General features: G+C 50.6%; 14 protein-coding genes. 11 read left to right on the top strand and 3 right to left on the bottom strand.

All coding sequences use genetic code 11. The annotated features are described in order from the left end of the window. Window positions 1-133 precede the first annotated feature (133 nt). Both C7A19_RS05715 and C7A19_RS05710 read left to right on the top strand, forming a co-directional pair. Complete coding sequence (locus tag C7A19_RS05715) at window positions 134-1,462, top strand: 6-phospho-alpha-glucosidase (RefSeq protein ID WP_235614267.1); 1,329 nt, start codon at window positions 134-136, stop codon at window positions 1,460-1,462. A 51-nt stretch (window positions 1,463-1,513) separates the two neighbouring features. Then, on the top strand, window positions 1,514-3,070 hold the full coding sequence (locus tag C7A19_RS05710; protein ID WP_116644417.1) for an alpha-glucoside-specific PTS transporter subunit IIBC: 1,557 nt from the start codon (window positions 1,514-1,516) through the stop codon (window positions 3,068-3,070). 55 nt (window positions 3,071-3,125) lie between these two features. On the opposite strand, the gene C7A19_RS05705 is transcribed toward C7A19_RS05710, so the two are convergent. Next, the gene (locus C7A19_RS05705) at window positions 3,126-4,160 is read right to left on the bottom strand and encodes an NADP(H)-dependent aldo-keto reductase (protein ID WP_069362109.1); all 1,035 of its coding nucleotides are present in this window, start codon (window positions 4,158-4,160) and stop codon (window positions 3,126-3,128) included. 199 nt (window positions 4,161-4,359) lie between these two features. Here C7A19_RS05705 and C7A19_RS05700 point away from each other — a divergent pair, with 199 nt between their 5' ends. Continuing rightward, window positions 4,360-4,662: a DUF6482 family protein gene (locus tag C7A19_RS05700; RefSeq protein WP_069362110.1), complete on the top strand. Its 303-nt coding sequence runs from the start codon at window positions 4,360-4,362 to the stop codon at window positions 4,660-4,662. Between the two features lie 51 nt (window positions 4,663-4,713). Here C7A19_RS05700 and mutH read toward each other — a convergent pair whose 3' ends face one another. After that, window positions 4,714-5,388 (bottom strand): DNA mismatch repair endonuclease MutH, encoded by a 675-nt coding sequence (gene mutH / locus C7A19_RS05695; RefSeq protein ID WP_069362111.1) that lies wholly within the window; start codon window positions 5,386-5,388, stop codon window positions 4,714-4,716. A gap of 619 nt (window positions 5,389-6,007) precedes the next feature. On the opposite strand from mutH, the gene rppH reads away from it, so the two are divergent. The 5 genes from rppH to C7A19_RS05670 all read left to right on the top strand — a co-directional run bounded on the left by rppH (window position 6,008) and on the right by C7A19_RS05670 (window position 11,341). Next, complete coding sequence (rppH, locus tag C7A19_RS05690) at window positions 6,008-6,520, top strand: RNA pyrophosphohydrolase (protein ID WP_046075090.1); 513 nt, start codon at window positions 6,008-6,010, stop codon at window positions 6,518-6,520. Between the two features lie 18 nt (window positions 6,521-6,538). Beyond that, a complete protein-coding gene (gene ptsP / locus C7A19_RS05685) occupies window positions 6,539-8,797 on the top strand; it encodes a phosphoenolpyruvate--protein phosphotransferase (RefSeq protein WP_077458702.1) in 2,259 nt (752 codons plus the stop codon). Next, window positions 8,794-9,603: a sulfite exporter TauE/SafE family protein gene (locus tag C7A19_RS05680; RefSeq protein ID WP_069362113.1), complete on the top strand. Its 810-nt coding sequence runs from the start codon at window positions 8,794-8,796 to the stop codon at window positions 9,601-9,603. Before ptsP ends, C7A19_RS05680 begins: the two co-directional genes overlap by 4 nt. A 12-nt stretch (window positions 9,604-9,615) precedes the next feature. After that, window positions 9,616-10,413 (top strand): prolipoprotein diacylglyceryl transferase, encoded by a 798-nt coding sequence (lgt, locus tag C7A19_RS05675; RefSeq protein WP_077522870.1) that lies wholly within the window; start codon window positions 9,616-9,618, stop codon window positions 10,411-10,413. 88 nt (window positions 10,414-10,501) lie between these two features. Further along, window positions 10,502-11,341 carry a thymidylate synthase gene (locus tag C7A19_RS05670; RefSeq protein WP_116644416.1) on the top strand — a complete coding sequence of 280 codons (840 nt, stop codon included), beginning with the start codon at window positions 10,502-10,504 and terminating at the stop codon, window positions 11,339-11,341. 100 nt (window positions 11,342-11,441) lie between these two features. On the opposite strand, the gene C7A19_RS05665 is transcribed toward C7A19_RS05670, so the two are convergent. Further along, window positions 11,442-12,590, bottom strand: coding sequence for a Na/Pi symporter (locus tag C7A19_RS05665; RefSeq protein ID WP_077772283.1), 1,149 nt, complete (start codon window positions 12,588-12,590; stop codon window positions 11,442-11,444). 420 nt (window positions 12,591-13,010) lie between these two features. Between C7A19_RS05665 and nhaA the strand changes: the two genes are divergently transcribed. The 3 genes from nhaA to nhaR all read left to right on the top strand — a co-directional run bounded on the left by nhaA (window position 13,011) and on the right by nhaR (window position 15,426). Further along, window positions 13,011-14,216, top strand: a complete 1,206-nt coding sequence (gene nhaA, locus C7A19_RS05660; protein WP_077522874.1) for a Na+/H+ antiporter NhaA — start codon at window positions 13,011-13,013, stop codon at window positions 14,214-14,216. Continuing rightward, the gene (locus tag C7A19_RS05655) at window positions 14,185-14,460 is read left to right on the top strand and encodes a hypothetical protein (protein ID WP_116644415.1); all 276 of its coding nucleotides are present in this window, start codon (window positions 14,185-14,187) and stop codon (window positions 14,458-14,460) included. Before nhaA ends, C7A19_RS05655 begins: the two co-directional genes overlap by 32 nt. Window positions 14,461-14,532: 72 nt before the next feature. Next, entirely contained in the window at window positions 14,533-15,426 is an 894-nt protein-coding gene (gene nhaR, locus C7A19_RS05650; protein WP_046075098.1) for a transcriptional activator NhaR, read from the top strand. Window position 15,427: the final 1 nt, after the last annotated feature.

Below are 15,427 nucleotides of genomic sequence, written 5' to 3'. Positions count from 1 at the left end.
AACTGTGATCGATAATACATTTGAAGTACATAAATAGATTTTCATTGTGCCTTCGATCAATAAATGCCCTTTTGTGTATTCTTAAAGTATTATTTATGTAATACATTAAAGATACATATTAAGAGGAGGCACGATGATGAAACCACAAAAGCTCACTATCGTTGGGGGTGGAAGCACCTATACATTGGGGATGATCAATAGCTTGATTGCTGAAAAAGAAGCATTTCCGCTAAGCAAAATCACCTTCTATGACATTGATGAACAAAGACAAGCCTCGAATGCCAAAGCGACGGAGATCTTGCTGCGCGAGGCTTATCCTGAGGTCGAAGAGTTTGTTTATACCACGGATAAAGAAACCGCATTTTCAGATGCCGATTTCTTCTTTATTCAGATCCGCACGGGTGGGTTACCGATGCGTGAGCGTGATGAGCAGATTCCACTCTCTTATGGCTGTGTCGGTCAAGAAACCTGTGGCGCGGGCGGCATGGCGTATGGACTACGCTCGATAGGAGACATGATCACTCTCGTGAATGACATCCGTCACTTTGCTCCGGATGCTTGGATTTTAAACTATACCAACCCAGCCGCCATTGTCGCTGAAGCCTTGCAGCGCGAGTTTCCTCATGACAACCGCATTCTAAACATCTGCGACATGCCCGCTGCCATTATGGTGAGTTATGCGCAATTACTCGGCTGCGAAATCTGGGACTTGGTGCCGGAATACTTTGGGCTGAATCACTTTGGATGGTTTACCAAGGTACGAAACCGAGATGGGGTCGACCTGACCGATGAGATTAAACGCATCATTTTGGAAGAGGGGATCAGTGCTGTTGACCCAGAAATTGCCGATGACCCTTCATGGCAGGCAACGTTTAAAAACATGCAGACCATGTTGAAAGACAATCCTGAGTACTTACCCAATACTTATCTGCAGTACTACTTGTATCCGGAAAAAATGGTGGAAAAAGAAGATATTGCTAATACGCGTGCGCGCCAAGTAATCAATGGGCGAGAAAAGCGCGTGTTTAGCCTGAATGAGCGCATCATTGCCGCGGGCACTACCGCTAATGAGCATCTTCATGCAGATATCCATGGGCGCTATATGGTGCGTGTAGCGGCCTCCTTGGCCTATAACCGTGGCGAGACGTATCTGGTTATCGTGCCAAACGATGGCGCGATCCCCAATATTCAGAATGATGCCATGGTGGAAGTGCCGGCCGCGTTAACCAATGACGGCCCGAAACGTTTTGCGGTCGGAACCATCCCGACGTTCCAAAAAGCACTGATCGAAGGCCAACTCGGCTACGAAAAGCTGGTCGTGGATGCATGGTTTAGCGGGGATCGACAAACACTGGTCAATGCGCTCACGCTCAACCGAACCGTTGTGGATGTGCCAAAAGCGCAACAAATCGTCGATGAGCTTTTACGTGTGAACGGCGACTATCTACCTCAATTTCATTAATAATACGATGCCCCAGAGACCATCTGGGGCCAACATCTGGGAGCGATCATCATGAAAGATATGATCCAGCGCTTTGGCGCAGCAATGTTTGTCCCTGTGCTCCTCTTTCCTGCAGCCGGTATGTTATTAGGCTTATCGGTGATGCTGCTCAACCAAGATCTCTTTCCTTGGGCGGTGGAAGGCAGTGCATGGGTAAAAGTGTCAACGATCCTTCTCCAAGCCTCGTTGGCGGTGTTTAAAAATATGGCCCTGGTGTTTGCGGTAGGGTTACCGATAGCACTAGCAAAATCTGCATCCGGGCGTGCAGTGCTTGCCACACTGGTGTCATACATCACCTTTAATTATGTGATTGGTGGCATTTTACAGTTCTGGGGACCTGAGCTTGGGGTGAACTATGTGGAGGGTGAGCGTGGGCTTACTGATGTGGGCGGTATACTGACTTTGGATACTAACCTATTGGGCGCCATCGTAATTGCTAGCCTCTCCGTTTGGGTTCACAACCGTTTCTTCGACAAAAAACTACCAAACTGGGCGGCAGTGTTTGGTGGCACACCCTTGGTGGTTATTGTGAGTTTCCCCATCATGGTACTCATGGCGATCATCACCTGTTTTACCTGGCCAAGTATTCAGCACGGCATTAATAATCTACAAACCTTTTTAGTCGGTGCGGGGTCATTCGGGGTGTGGATGTTCACCTTCCTTGAGCGGATTATGATCCCAACAGGTCTGCATCACTTTGTCTATGGCCCGGTATTTTATGGACCTGTAGCGGTGGATGGCGGCACAGTGGCCCATTGGATTCAAAATATCCAAAACTTTGCCAGCAATCCTGCTCCCTTAACCGAGCAATTCCCGCAAGGTGGCTTGATGTTGACTGGCATGGGGAAAGTCTTTGGTTGTACGGGTATTGCTATGGCGCTTTACGCAACCGCGAAGCCAGAAAACAAGAAAATGGTGCTTGGCTTGGTGCTTGGTGCGGCATTGACGGCCATTCTTACTGGGATCACCGAGCCGATTGAGTTTACCTTCTTGTTTATCGCGCCGGCATTGTTTGCGCTCCACGCGGTATTGGCAGCCACCATGGCAACCATTGCCTATTGGTTTGGTGTCTCAGGTAATTTTCAGACTGGGCTTATCGACTTTATTTTTCAAAACTGGCTACCGCTGGGCAGCTTGCATGGTGACACCTATATTGTGCAAGTGCTCATCGGCCTGAGTTTCACCGCTATCTACTTTGTGGTGTTCCGCGCGCTGATTTTGAAGTTTGATATTCCCACCCCTGGTCGAGGTAGCGCAGAGGCGAAGCTTTATACCAAAGCCGACTATAAGGGCGCGCAACAGAGTGATTCATCAAGCGGTGTGATTGATAGTGGACAAGCGAGCGCGTTTATTGAAGGGTTAGGTGGTAAAGACAACATAGCCCTGCTCACCAATTGTGCCACGCGGTTACGTATCAAGGTACATGAGCCTGAAAAAGTAGCGGAAACGCAATATTTTCAAGAGCATGGCGCAGTAAACGTGGTACGTAATGGTGATAGCTTTCAAATTATTGTTGGCTTAACTGTACCTCAGGTTCGCGAAGAAATGACGCAATTGACACGGGCGTAATAGGCGTATGGAGTAAAACACAGGACGGCAACCCCAAGGGGCTGCCGTTTGCGATCTAAGGGCAGGGGTTAGGGTAGCGGTTAGCGATCTCATCAATACCAGCAAGCACATCGTCACTCAGCGTCAGATCCAAGCTATCGAGATTACTCTCTAGCTGTTTTAGCGTCGTGGCGCCAATGATGTTAGAGGCGACAAAAGGACGACTATTGACGAACGCGAGTGCCATTTGTGCCGGATCAAGACCATGGCGCTGGGCAAGATCGACATACTCTTGCGTGGCCTTTTGCCCTGACTCGGTAAAGTAGCGTGCGAAGCGTTGGTGCAGTGTACAACGGGCCCCTTTCGGGCGTGCGCCTTGCAAATATTTACCGCTCAACGCGCCAAACGCCAGCGGCGAGTAGGCGAGCAATTCCACCCCTTCATGATGACTGATTTCCGACAGACCGACTTCAAAGGTGCGGTTAAGCAAATTATAAGGGTTCTGAATAGAAACGATACGCGTGAGGCCATGCTTCTCTGCCAGATGCAAATAGCGCATCACGCCCCAAGGCGTTTCGTTTGAAACGCCGATATAACGAATTTTTCCTGCTTGGACGAGTTCATTCAGTGCATCCAGGGTATCGAGGATGGTGACCCCAGAGTGTTCATCTTGATACGGATAATTGAGCTTACCAAAACAGTTATTGTGCCGCTGTGGCCAGTGCACTTGATACAAATCGATATAGTCGGTTTTTAGTCGTGTCAGGCTATCTTCAACGGCTTGATGAATATGGCGTCGGTTAAGCGACATGTTGTCACGGATGTAAGGAACATTGCGTGGCCCCGCCACTTTGGTTGCGAGGATAACACGATCGCGCTTCCCGGACTTTTCTAACCAGCTGCCGATGTACTGTTCGGTTAACCCTTGCGTGGATTGGCTGGGGGGAACGGGATACATTTCTGCGGTATCAATAAAATTAACGCCCCGTTCAAAGGCAAGATCGAGCTGCGCATGAGCGTCAGCTTCACTATTTTGCTCACCAAATGTCATGGTGCCTAAGCACACTTTACTCACCTCTAGCGAGGAATGGGGCAAACGGTGGTATTGCATCCTTTCTCCTTGTCTGCAATCGACCTATGGCAGTCCATAGTAGAGAATTTTAAAAATGATCGAAAGCGGTTTAGCGGTGGCTTGACAGTTGGTTAAATATTGACCATTACTAAATGGATTGTCCGATCGTATCGGTCTGAGCGCGGTGTTATTGCTAGGCATGATGGACACGAGAAAGTGTAATCTAGAGGAAAATCAGATGAACTATTCACAGCTCAAAGCATGGATGCGCGCGGATCCTCGCTCATGCCCACAATGTTATGTGATGGCACACGCAGGCGGCGCGAAATACTCGGTCGAAGTCGAAGTGAAGCATGAATTAGAGCCTTTACGCTCGGACCAAACCGGTGAAGTGATGCAGTTTGATCATGTCGGACAAGTGGGAGAAAAACTTAAAGCGTTAGGGATTGAAGAGGGCGTACTGCGCTTGATGGATCCTTACGATGAGTTTGCCACGGGCGGAGAGCCAGGCTGTCGAGAAGACATGCCCATTCGTTTTTGATGGTTACCCTTAAAGCGAAGCGATGGGGTTATCACGCGTGCGGATCGACGCTTATTTCGGATCCACAAAGTAACGACGCAAGATCTGGTGGGTAAACTGGGTGCGTAAATAGAAGCCGCGCGGCAAGGTACGGATCGGCTCACCACTGGGCCCGAAAGCGTCGGTCAGGGCTTTACCGTTGGCCGCTTTGGGCCGTAGTTGGAGCGACTCACCTTGGCGGGCGGTGATTTCCGTCACGCGACCGAGAGCCACCCAATCCATTAACTCTTCCCAATCGGCGCGTAGTTGCGCTTCTTCCTCTTGGCTAGGAGACCATAATAATGGCGTGCCAATGCAGCGCTGTGATACCGGTATATCGCGTTCGCCTTCAACCGGCACCCACAAAACCCGTGATAGCTTTTGCCGCACATGACTATTTTCCCAGCGTATCCCCGCGATCCCAGTGAGTGGCGCCACACACACAAAGGTGGTTTCCAGTGGTTTCCCCTCACGGTTAACGGGAATGGTTTTTAGCTCAATACCTAAGTGTGCGAAGTCTTGTTCGGGTTTGCTGCCCGCGTTGGCACCCAAGCAGGTTTCGAGTAGCATGCCAATCCAGCCTTTCTCCCGTGTGAGTGACGCTGGACAAGGGATCGACAGTGTCTCGCTGACTTCGCCAAGGGTCAAACCAGCAAGGGCAAGCGCGCGTTCCATCAATATCTGCTCGGATGCGGGGGGCGGTGTCACTGTGTTGGGATCCTGCTCGTTAACGGATGAGCGTGCATTATCAAGAACTGCCGTATCGGCTGCAAGTGGATCCCATTTCGATGATCCTACTCTTTCTCCTCTGGTTATCCACAGAGGAGGGATGATTGATGGGATAGCTCACTCTCATGATCAAATATACAGTACATAAATCGCGGTAAAAATGGGAAAAATGGCGAACTTGGCGCTTTTTTGCGCTATCGGTGTGGATAATTTTCTTGTTGGTGGATCTTTGAGCGATCTGTGTTTATTTGATGATCATTCGATCCCGAAAAAGATCTTGTTGTTTCGGTTTTGTTTTAAATAAATGATTTTTAATGTTTTTTATGTTGATTTGGTTATTTTAAACATCATTGCAAGATCCTGAATCGTTCGATAAGTACACTTTTTCTTGGCTTCTTCACAAATCTATCCACAGAAAGCGTGAATAAATGTGCGCAAACTCTCATTGCTATGTTTATAACTTCCTGTTAGGGGTTAAGTTATCCTCAGATGACGACGAGTGCGCAAAAACAACGCTCAATCCACAATGTTTGTTTACCCTTTACCGCTTTTTGTGAAAAAATCAGGTTCAGTAGAGATTTATCATTGAGGTCGTCCAGTGATTGATGGCGATGGCTATCGTCCCAATGTGGGGATAGTAATTTGTAACGGCCACGGTCAAGTTCTCTGGGCTCGTCGATATGGTCAGCATTCGTGGCAGTTTCCACAAGGTGGCATCGATGAAGGGGAAAGCCCTGAACAAGCGATGTACCGGGAGTTGTACGAAGAGGTAGGTCTGACCAAGAAAGATGTACGCATCTTAGGGACCAGTCGACATTGGCTGCGCTATAAGTTACCCAAACGCTTGGTGCGCTGGGATTCTAAGCCCGTGTGTATTGGGCAAAAGCAGAAGTGGTTTTTGCTAAAACTTGAATGTGACGAGTCACGCGTCAATGTCTCGCGCGGAGGCACGCCTGAATTTGATGGTTGGCGCTGGGTGAGTTATTGGTATCCAGTGCGGCAAGTGGTGGCGTTTAAGCGCGAGGTGTATCGGCGCGCGATGAAAGAGTTTGCGCCACTTGCGATGCCGTTTAAAGAACGCAAACCTCGACGTCGACATAAGCGAGGATAAGTGTAGAGGAGAAATCGGGTGCTCACGCAGTTACGACATATTGTGCAAAGTGTAGCGGCGTCTTCAGATCTTGAGCAGGCGTTACACACTTTAGTGCAACAAACTTGCGTGGCGATGCGTACCGAGTGCTGCTCCGTTTATCTTGCCAATGCCGAACACCAACAGTTCGAGCTGATGGCAACACAAGGCCTCGACCCTTGTGCACAAGTGTCGATGGCATTTGGCGAGGGGTTGGTCGGTGTGGTAGGTGAGCGCGCTGAGCCTTTAAATTTGGCGTATGCGCGTGAGCATCCTGCGTTCAAACCTTTCCCCTCTACCGGCGAGGATGCGTTTCAATCCTTTCTTGGCACGCCCATCATTTATCGCAAAAAGGTGTTGGGTGTGCTGGTGGTGCAGCAACACCAACCCCGCCAGTTTGATGAGAGCGAAGAGTCCTTTCTCGTGACCTTAGCCGCACAGCTGGCGGTGGTGTTTGCCCATGCCGATGCGCAAGGTGGCTGGCAGGGAGCCCCGTCACCGGTGTTACTAGAGGGAATGCCTGCGTCGCCGGGCATTGGCATCGCACAAGCTTGGTGTGATGACTCCCAACCGCGGCTTGAAGAGGTGGCGCCCGCTTGCCACCTAGATACACAAGGTGAACTCGATAGACTGGATGCGGCGATTGACGATGCCAGTACCGAGTTTCGTCGTCTGCGTAAACGCTTTGATAAAGAGCTACAAAAAGACGCGCTGGCGATTTTTGATTTGTTTGTTCATCTGCTTAACGATCCTATGCTGCGTGAAGATATGACGGTGCGGATCCAGCAGGGGGATGCCGCCACCTGGGCGGTAAGACAAACGGTTGAAGCCTTTTCTGCCCGTTTCGCCGCGATGGATGATCCTTACCTAAAAGCCCGTGCCGGCGATGTGAAAGAGTTAGGACAGCGGCTGCTTTACTTTTTAATCGCACCGGCGGGGAGTCCACCACCGGTTTCGACGCCCATTGTGCTGTTGGCGCGAGAGTTAACGGCGGGCATGTTAGCGTCAATTCCCCGCGCATTACTGACGGGTGTGGTCGCCGAAGAAGGGGCGGCGAACTCACACGCGGCTATCTTGGCACGTGCGTTGGGGATTCCGGCGGTAATGGGCGTCAGCTTTTCGCCCGCCAAGCTTCATCAAAAAACCGTGATCCTCGATGGCCACAAAGGGGTGTTGATGATCGAGCCCGCTGAGGCATTGATCAACGAATACCAGCACCTGGTGCAAGAAGAAGCGAGCCTGCAATCTACCTTTGAGAGCGCACTGGCGGCCCCGGGACAAACTCAGGATGGCACACGTGTTGAAGTGCATTTGAATGCCGGCTTAAGCGCGGATAGCCAAATTGCGATCAATCAAGGGGTTGATGGGGTTGGGCTCTTTCGTACGGAAGTCCCGTTTCTAATGCAGCGCCGTTTTCCCTCTGAAGACGAGCAGGTCAAACAATACCGTGCGATTCTTGCCAGTTATCCCGATAAACCTGTGGTGATGCGCACCTTGGATATTGGCGGCGATAAACCATTACCGTATTTAAGTGTTGAAGAGGACAACCCGTTTTTAGGCTGGCGGGGGATCCGCTTTACCCTCGATCATCCAGATATCTTCTTAATTCAGGTACGTGCGATGTTACGTGCCAGTATCGGCCTCAATAATTTAAAGCTATTGTTACCCATGATCTCGGGACGTAACGAGCTACTGGAGGCAAAAGCGCTCATTAGCCGAGCTTATCAAGAGGTCAGCCAAGAGGCCCAGCACGCCGGGCAGAGTCTCAACATTCCTTTATTAGGGATCATGGTTGAGGTGCCTTCTATTTTATATCAGCTTGATAACATTGCCCGAGATGTGGATTTTCTCTCGGTCGGCACCAATGATCTCACTCAATATCTATTAGCGGTTGATCGCAACAATGCGCGCGTGGCTGATATTTTTGATGCTTTGCATCCCTCGGTATTACACGCATTAGCGTCGATTGCCGCGGTGGGAACGCGTCATCAATTACCTGTCAGTGTGTGTGGTGAGCTAGCCGGCGATCCGGTGGGGGCCTCATTATTGGTGGGCTTGGGGTACCACCAACTGAGTATGAACACCCGCAACGTGGCCAAAATTAAATACTTGCTAAGCCGCTTACCCCATGAGCGCTTGGTCATGCTGGCCAATCAGGTGTTGACGCTGGATCACCCAAGCGAGATCCGCACCGCGACTGAAGCCTTTCTCGCCGCGCAAGGGTTAGAGGCGTTGGTCAAAATCGGACAAATGCGATGATCACCAGCTTAACCGTGCTGCTGTTTGTGGTGTGTATGCTGCTGGGGGCCTGTGTAGGGACTTTATCTGGCCTGCTGGGCATTGGTGGGGGCTTAGTCGTGGTGCCCGCTCTTACCTTCTTGCTTCCCGTGTTTGGTATTGCGCCCACTGTGGTGATGCCTATCGCGCTCGCCACCTCACTTGCCACCATTGTACTGACCTCAAGCGCCTCTGCTTGGCGCCATTTTCGTCTGGGGAATGTTCACCTTGAGGCGGTTAAAGCGCTCGTCCCTGGTATGATGCTGGGCGGCATCTTGGGGGCTGGGCTGGCGGATCGGCTACCACACGACTGGTTGCCTCGCCTGTTTGGCGTGATAGTGCTTGCCATGGCGCTACAAATGTCGCTCAATCGGCGTCCCTATCGCGCGCGCCCTTTACCGCATTGGCTGCGACTGTCCTTTGCGGGCACACTGATCGGGACACTCTCGAGCTTAGCGGGCATTGGGGGCGGCTCTTTTACCGTCCCATACCTGCATTGGCGCGGCGTCAGTATGCACCAAGCTATTGGCAGTGCCTCGGCGGGGGGCGCGGTGTTGGCGCTGGGTGGCATGGTAAGTTTTGTGTGGTTGGGTTGGCGTCAAACGGAACCCTTGCCCGCGCTCAGTGTCGGATATTTGTATTTGCCTGCGCTGCTCGGCGTCGTGTCAACGTCGGTGTGGATGACACGGGTCGGTGCCCAACTGGCGGTGAGGCTACCCACAGCGCAAATAAAACGTATTTTTGCCGTCTTTCTTGTTATCGTCGGCGTCAGCATGTTGTTGAAATAAAGGATCCCATTCATGGCCGAAGGCTACATTACCTTTCCGTCAATCGACCCCATCTTATTTGAACTTGGTCCGGTAGCCGTGCGTTGGTACGGCTTAATGTATTTACTGGGCTTTGTGTTCGCCTTATGGCTGGCGAATCATCGTGCGGCCAAACCGAATAGCGGTTGGAGCAAAGAAGAAGTCAGCGATCTCCTTTTTGCTGGCTTTTTGGGGGTCGTGCTCGGGGGACGCATTGGCTACGTCCTATTTTATCAATTTGATGCCTTTGTTGCCGATCCGCTGTTTTTATTCAAAGTGTGGACAGGTGGCATGTCCTTCCACGGGGGCTTGCTGGGTGTGATCACCGCCATGGTGTGGTACGCGCGTAAAACGCAGCGTCACTTTTTTACCGTCGCCGACTTTATCGCGCCGCTGGTACCCTTTGGACTGGGCGCAGGTCGCCTAGGGAATTTTATCAATGGTGAACTTTGGGGGCGGGTGACAGATGTCCCGTGGGCGATGGTATTCCCAAGTGGTGGCCCTTGGCCGCGGCACCCCTCACAGCTTTATGAGTTTGCGCTAGAAGGTGTCGCCCTGTTTATCATTCTCAACCTCTATATCAAAAAGCCGCGCCCGATGGGCGCAGTATCAGGGCTTTTCTTGACAGGCTACGGGACGTTCCGCTTTATTGTGGAGTATTTCCGTGAGCCTGATGCGCACCTAGGCTTGTTTGCCGGCATTTTCAGCATGGGGCAACTGTTGTCATTACCGATGATCATTGCGGGGGCTGTGATGGTGGGATGGGCGTACCGTCGCCAACCCGCCAAGTGACCGAATAGCGCGAATCGGTTATAGTAAGTGAACCACCAAGGCACCTCAGCGGTGCCTTTTGTTCGTTTGGCCAATGATAGGAAACACTATGAAGCAGTATCAGGCTTTGATGCAGGATATTCTCGATAATGGGACGGATAGAGGGGATCGCACTGGCGTGGGAACACGGTCTGTGTTTGGTCGGCAACTGCGGTTTGATCTCGCCGCTGGCTTTCCGCTACTGACTACCAAGAAACTCTACACGCGCGCCATTATCCATGAGCTTTTATGGTTTCTTAACGGCGATACTAACGTGCAGTATTTGCAAGATAATAAAGTGCGTATCTGGGATGAGTGGGCAACCGAAAGCGGTGATTTGGGGCCTGTGTATGGTGCGCAGTGGCGATCTTGGGCGTGTCCTGATGGCTCGACCGTGGATCAAATCGAACAACTGATCGAGCAAATTAAAACGAAACCTAATTCACGTCGTCATATCATTACCGCTTGGAACCCTGCTGACTTGCCTGATGAGTCGATAAGCCCAACAGAGAACGCCGAACAAGGCAAGATGGCCTTAGCGCCTTGTCATTGTTTGTTCCAGTTCTATGTGGCCGATGGCAAGCTTTCCTGCCAGTTATATCAGCGCAGCGCCGATTACTTCTTGGGAGTGCCGTTTAACATTGCCAGCTATGCGCTTTTCACTCACATGATTGCGCAACAATGCGATTTAGCGGTGGGTGATTTTGTCCATACCTTTGGTGACGTGCATCTTTATCACAACCATTTAACCGACGAGATTGTTTACGAGCAACTTAAACGTGAACCACGTGCGCTGCCTCGCTTGGTGATCAAGCGTAAACCGGCGTCTATTTTCGATTATCAAATTGATGATTTTGAGATTGAGGGATACGACCCACACCCGACCATTAAAGCACCGATCGCCATTTAATGATGTCGCGGGTTCGCGATACGCAGCGAGCTCCAGTGCCGTTGAACCAATAAAAAAACCACCGTTTAGACGGTGGTTTTTTTCGGGGGTGGCAGGAAGATTACTGAGATAACAGCACGATGCTTCCTGGCACGACAACAAAGACAAGGCTGATATATGCGAGCACGGCGACTTTAGATTTAGCAGCCAACTTACCGAGCCAGTCGGCGCCTTTAAGTGGTAACTCACGCAAGAACGGAATACCGAAAATCAGGGTCGTCGCCAGAATGTTGAAGCTTAAGTGCACCAGTGCAATTTGCAGAGCAAAGACAGCAAACTCACCGGTAACCGCCGTGGCGGCGAGTAAGGCAGTGATACAGGTACCGATATTGGCGCCCAAGGTGAATGGGTAAATATCACGGACTTTCAACACGCCTGAGCCGACCAGCGGCACCATTAAGCTGGTGGTTGTCGATGAAGACTGCACTAAAACAGTGACCACAGAGCCTGAGAAAATGCCATGCAGCGGGCCACGACCAATCGCGTTTTTCAGCATGTCTTTGGCACGACCGACCATCAGCTTTTTCATCACTTTGCCCATGATGGTGATCGCAATCACGATGGCAGCAATCCCCATGACAATCATGATAGCGCCACCAATGTTACCAGGCAGGGCGGCTTCAAGCGGTGATTGCACCGCGTTAACCACGGGTTTTGTCAGCGGCTTAACAAAGTTCAACCCTTTAATGCTCATGTCACTGGCTTGCGTCAGCGGTGAAACCAACCACTCGGAAATCTTGTTCAGCAAACCGAACGCCATCTCTAATGGCAGGAAGATAGCCACGGCGAACAGGTTGAAGAAATCATGAACGGTGGCGCAGCTAAATGCGCGACTGAACTCCACCTTACAGCGGGCATGACCAAGGCTGACGATGGTGTTGGTGACCGAGGTGCCTACGTTCGCCCCCATGACCATCGGAATGGCCGCTTCAACGGGGAGGCCACCCGCGACTAAGCCAACTATAATTGAGGTGACTGTACTTGACGATTGGATCAATGCGGTAGCAACAATACCAATCATTAAGCCAGCTACGGGATGAGAGGCAAACGCAAAGAGCGTCTTAGCTTCGTCGCCAACGGCCCATTTAAAGCCGCTTCCTACCATGGCAACGGCCACCAGTAGGAGGTAAAGCATGACGGCAAGCTTGGTCCAACGGAACCAATTTGAGGAGCTCTGGGTTGCCTCTACCGCTGTAGCATGGGGAGTCATAAGATATCTCCGTGACAGTTCGATGTCAGTTTAGTGTCAAAGCAAAAATCTGCGGCGATAGTAAGAAGGTAATATTTCAGAAATATGACACAAATACTGCAGTGGTTTGAAAATCCGATCTGGACGAGGTTATCAGTGGAATTCGCGTCAGTTAGCTTGCTGATTTTAAGTATTATTTGTGACCGTTCGGTGCCGTAAAAAAATCCGCGTAAAAAAATGTAACAGGCGCGCGCTCGATGGCACTATGCTAGAAGCAGGGCGGTTAACAAGGTAAAAAAAGATTAGACTGCGAATAAATCAATGGTAAGTTAGTTTTCATATCGGTTTTCCCGATGTTTACTATCAGAACAAACGATTTTTCTAAAAGTGGTCTGGCTGACTAGACTACGGAAATCCACTTTTTTTGTATGGAGTGCTTAAATGACTGATGTCATTCGTCAGTTTCTGAAAATGGAATCCGCAGGAGGTATTGTGCTGATTATTGCGGCGGTATTGGCGATGTTCGTAGCGAACTCGGATCTACAGCCTTTATATGACAGCACCCTTCATACCTATATAGCCGGTTTATCGGTTGGTCATTGGATCAACGACGGCTTGATGGTGATTTTTTTCCTGCTGATTGGTTTGGAAGTGAAGCGTGAGTTGGTGCAAGGTGCCTTAAACTCGAAAGATAAAGCGACCTTCCCGGCGGTCGCCGCCATTGGGGGTATGCTCGCACCCGCATTGGTTTACCTCGCCTTTAACTGGGGCGATCCACTCGCGGTATCGGGATGGGCGATCCCGGCTGCGACCGATATTGCCTTTGCCCTCGGCGTCTTAGCATTGCTGGGTAATCGTGTCCCTTTGGCGTTAAAGGTCTTCTTGCTCGCGTTAGCGATTATTGACGATCTTGGCGTAATAGTGATCATTGCACTGTTCTACAGCAGTGATTTGTCTGTGGTTGCTTTAGCGGGCGCATTTGCGGCTACCTTGGTCTTGGTGGCGATGAATATGCGCAAAGTCACCAGTATCACTGCCTATGTGGTGGTCGGCTTGCTGCTATGGTTCAGTGTTCTGCAGTCAGGTGTTCACGCGACCCTTGCCGGTGTGGTGCTTGGTTTTGCTATCCCACTTAAGGGGAAAACGGATGATGACCCATCACCGTTGAAAAAAATGGAGCACGCCCTGCATCCTTATGTGTCGTATTTGATCCTGCCTATCTTCGCCTTTGCCAATGCCGGGGTGTCTTTGGATGGCGTCTCTTTGGCCAACTTAACTGAAATGTTGCCGCTAGGTATCGCTCTAGGTCTGCTGATTGGTAAGCCTTTGGGTATCTTTAGCTTTAGCTGGGCAGCGGTGAAACTAGGCATTGCCAAATTACCAGCACGTGTGAATTTCACCCACATCTTCGCGGTGTCAGTGCTTTGTGGTATTGGTTTTACCATGTCGATTTTTATCTCGTCACTGGCCTTTGTCGGTGTGAATGGCGAGTTCGTCACACTCTCTCGTCTGGGGATCTTGATAGGATCAACCTTGGCCGCGGTGATTGGTTATGCGGTCTTGCACTTTGCATTGCCCCCAGCCAGCGCGCTTGCTGATGAACGAGGAGACGAGTATGAAGAAGGCGACACTAGCATTGATTACTAGCCTGGTTGCCGTCTCTGGCTCTGCCATGGCGGCGAACCAAGAGATGTACTGCCACGGAGAAAAGGATAACAGCGACGTGTGCCAAGCCTACTTAGCGGGCGTGGCAGATGGAAAAGCGATGAAGGCCTCATTAAACGACACAGATAAAGTCGAAAATGGGTCGAGCTTTTCGGAGCGTGCGTTAGAGCATCGTGCTGGAGAGCGGGTGAGAAAGCCGCTCGATAAAGATGATGTGAAAGACTAAAACGTGCATGGAACTTGAAGGCGCCAGAGGGGCAGCGTAAGCTGCCACTCTGGCGTTTTTTTATCAATCAGCATGGCTCACCTAAACTACAACCACCTTTACTATTTTTGGATGGTCTGCAAGCAAGGTTCTATCACCCAAGGGGCGGACAAACTTTGTTTAACACCACAAACCGTGACAGGGCAAATCCGAGCGCTGGAACAGCGCTTAAATGGCAAGCTGACTAAACGCAATGGCCGTTATGTTGAGCCCACCGAACTGGGTCAGCTCGTTTTTCAATATGCGGACCGTATGTTTGGCTTGAGTTATGAGATGCTGGATATTGTTAACTATAGCCAACAAGAAAACATCTTATTTGATGTAGGGGTGGCTGATGCCTTATCTAAGCGTTTGATCAGTCAAATCTTGCTTCACGCTATCCCGAACGATAATGCCATCCACCTACGTTGTTTTGAATCGACGCACGAGATGCTACTCGAACAGCTTTCTCAGCATAAATTGGATATGATCTTGTCCGACTGCCCAGTCGATTCCACGCAACAGGCGGGGTTATTTAGCGTCAAGCTTGGTGAGAGTAGCATGAGTTTGTATTCCTCTAATCCCGCAGAGCCCCCCGATGTGCCGCTACCTATCCGTCTTGCCACGCAAAAAATATTGATGCCGAGCAAAGCAACCGCTATGGGACGAAAACTCACACAGTGGTTTGATCAACAAGGCATCGTGCCCAACATACTGGGTGAGTTTGATGACTCTGCACTGATGAAAGCATTTGGCATTAGTCATCAGGCACTATTCATTGCGCCCACCACGTATGCTGAAGAAGTGACCCGGTTGGGACAGGCGGTGCAAATTGTTGAGCTGAGCGCGGTTAAAGAAGAATACTATGTGATATTCGCTGAGCGGATGATCCAGCACCCAGCGGTCAAGCGGATTTGTGAGGCAGATTACAGTCGCTTATTTGTTTAGT

This window comes from Salinivibrio sp. HTSP (assembly GCF_003390965.1).
Classification (GTDB): Bacteria; Pseudomonadota; Gammaproteobacteria; order Enterobacterales; family Vibrionaceae; genus Salinivibrio; species Salinivibrio kushneri.
Note: the sequence above shows the minus strand (reverse complement) of the source record. Positions and strands in the feature narration are given on the sequence as shown.

Bases quoted from the DNA above. Each gene is read 5' to 3' on its own strand.
- C7A19_RS05715 (WP_235614267.1), top strand. From the start codon at position 134: ATGATGAAACCACAAAAGCTCACTATCGTTGGGGGTGGAAGCACCTAT.
- C7A19_RS05710 (WP_116644417.1), top strand. From the start codon at position 1,514: ATGAAAGATATGATCCAGCGCTTTGGCGCAGCAATGTTTGTCCCTGTG.
- C7A19_RS05705 (WP_069362109.1), bottom strand. From the start codon at position 4,160: ATGCAATACCACCGTTTGCCCCATTCCTCGCTAGAGGTGAGTAAAGTG.
- C7A19_RS05700 (WP_069362110.1), top strand. From the start codon at position 4,360: ATGAACTATTCACAGCTCAAAGCATGGATGCGCGCGGATCCTCGCTCA.
- C7A19_RS05680 (WP_069362113.1), top strand. From the start codon at position 8,794: ATGATCACCAGCTTAACCGTGCTGCTGTTTGTGGTGTGTATGCTGCTG.
- lgt (WP_077522870.1), top strand. From the start codon at position 9,616: ATGGCCGAAGGCTACATTACCTTTCCGTCAATCGACCCCATCTTATTT.
- C7A19_RS05670 (WP_116644416.1), top strand. From the start codon at position 10,502: ATGAAGCAGTATCAGGCTTTGATGCAGGATATTCTCGATAATGGGACG.
- C7A19_RS05665 (WP_077772283.1), bottom strand. From the start codon at position 12,590: ATGACTCCCCATGCTACAGCGGTAGAGGCAACCCAGAGCTCCTCAAAT.
- nhaA (WP_077522874.1), top strand. From the start codon at position 13,011: ATGACTGATGTCATTCGTCAGTTTCTGAAAATGGAATCCGCAGGAGGT.
- C7A19_RS05655 (WP_116644415.1), top strand. From the start codon at position 14,185: ATGAAGAAGGCGACACTAGCATTGATTACTAGCCTGGTTGCCGTCTCT.
- nhaR (WP_046075098.1), top strand. From the start codon at position 14,533: ATGGCTCACCTAAACTACAACCACCTTTACTATTTTTGGATGGTCTGC.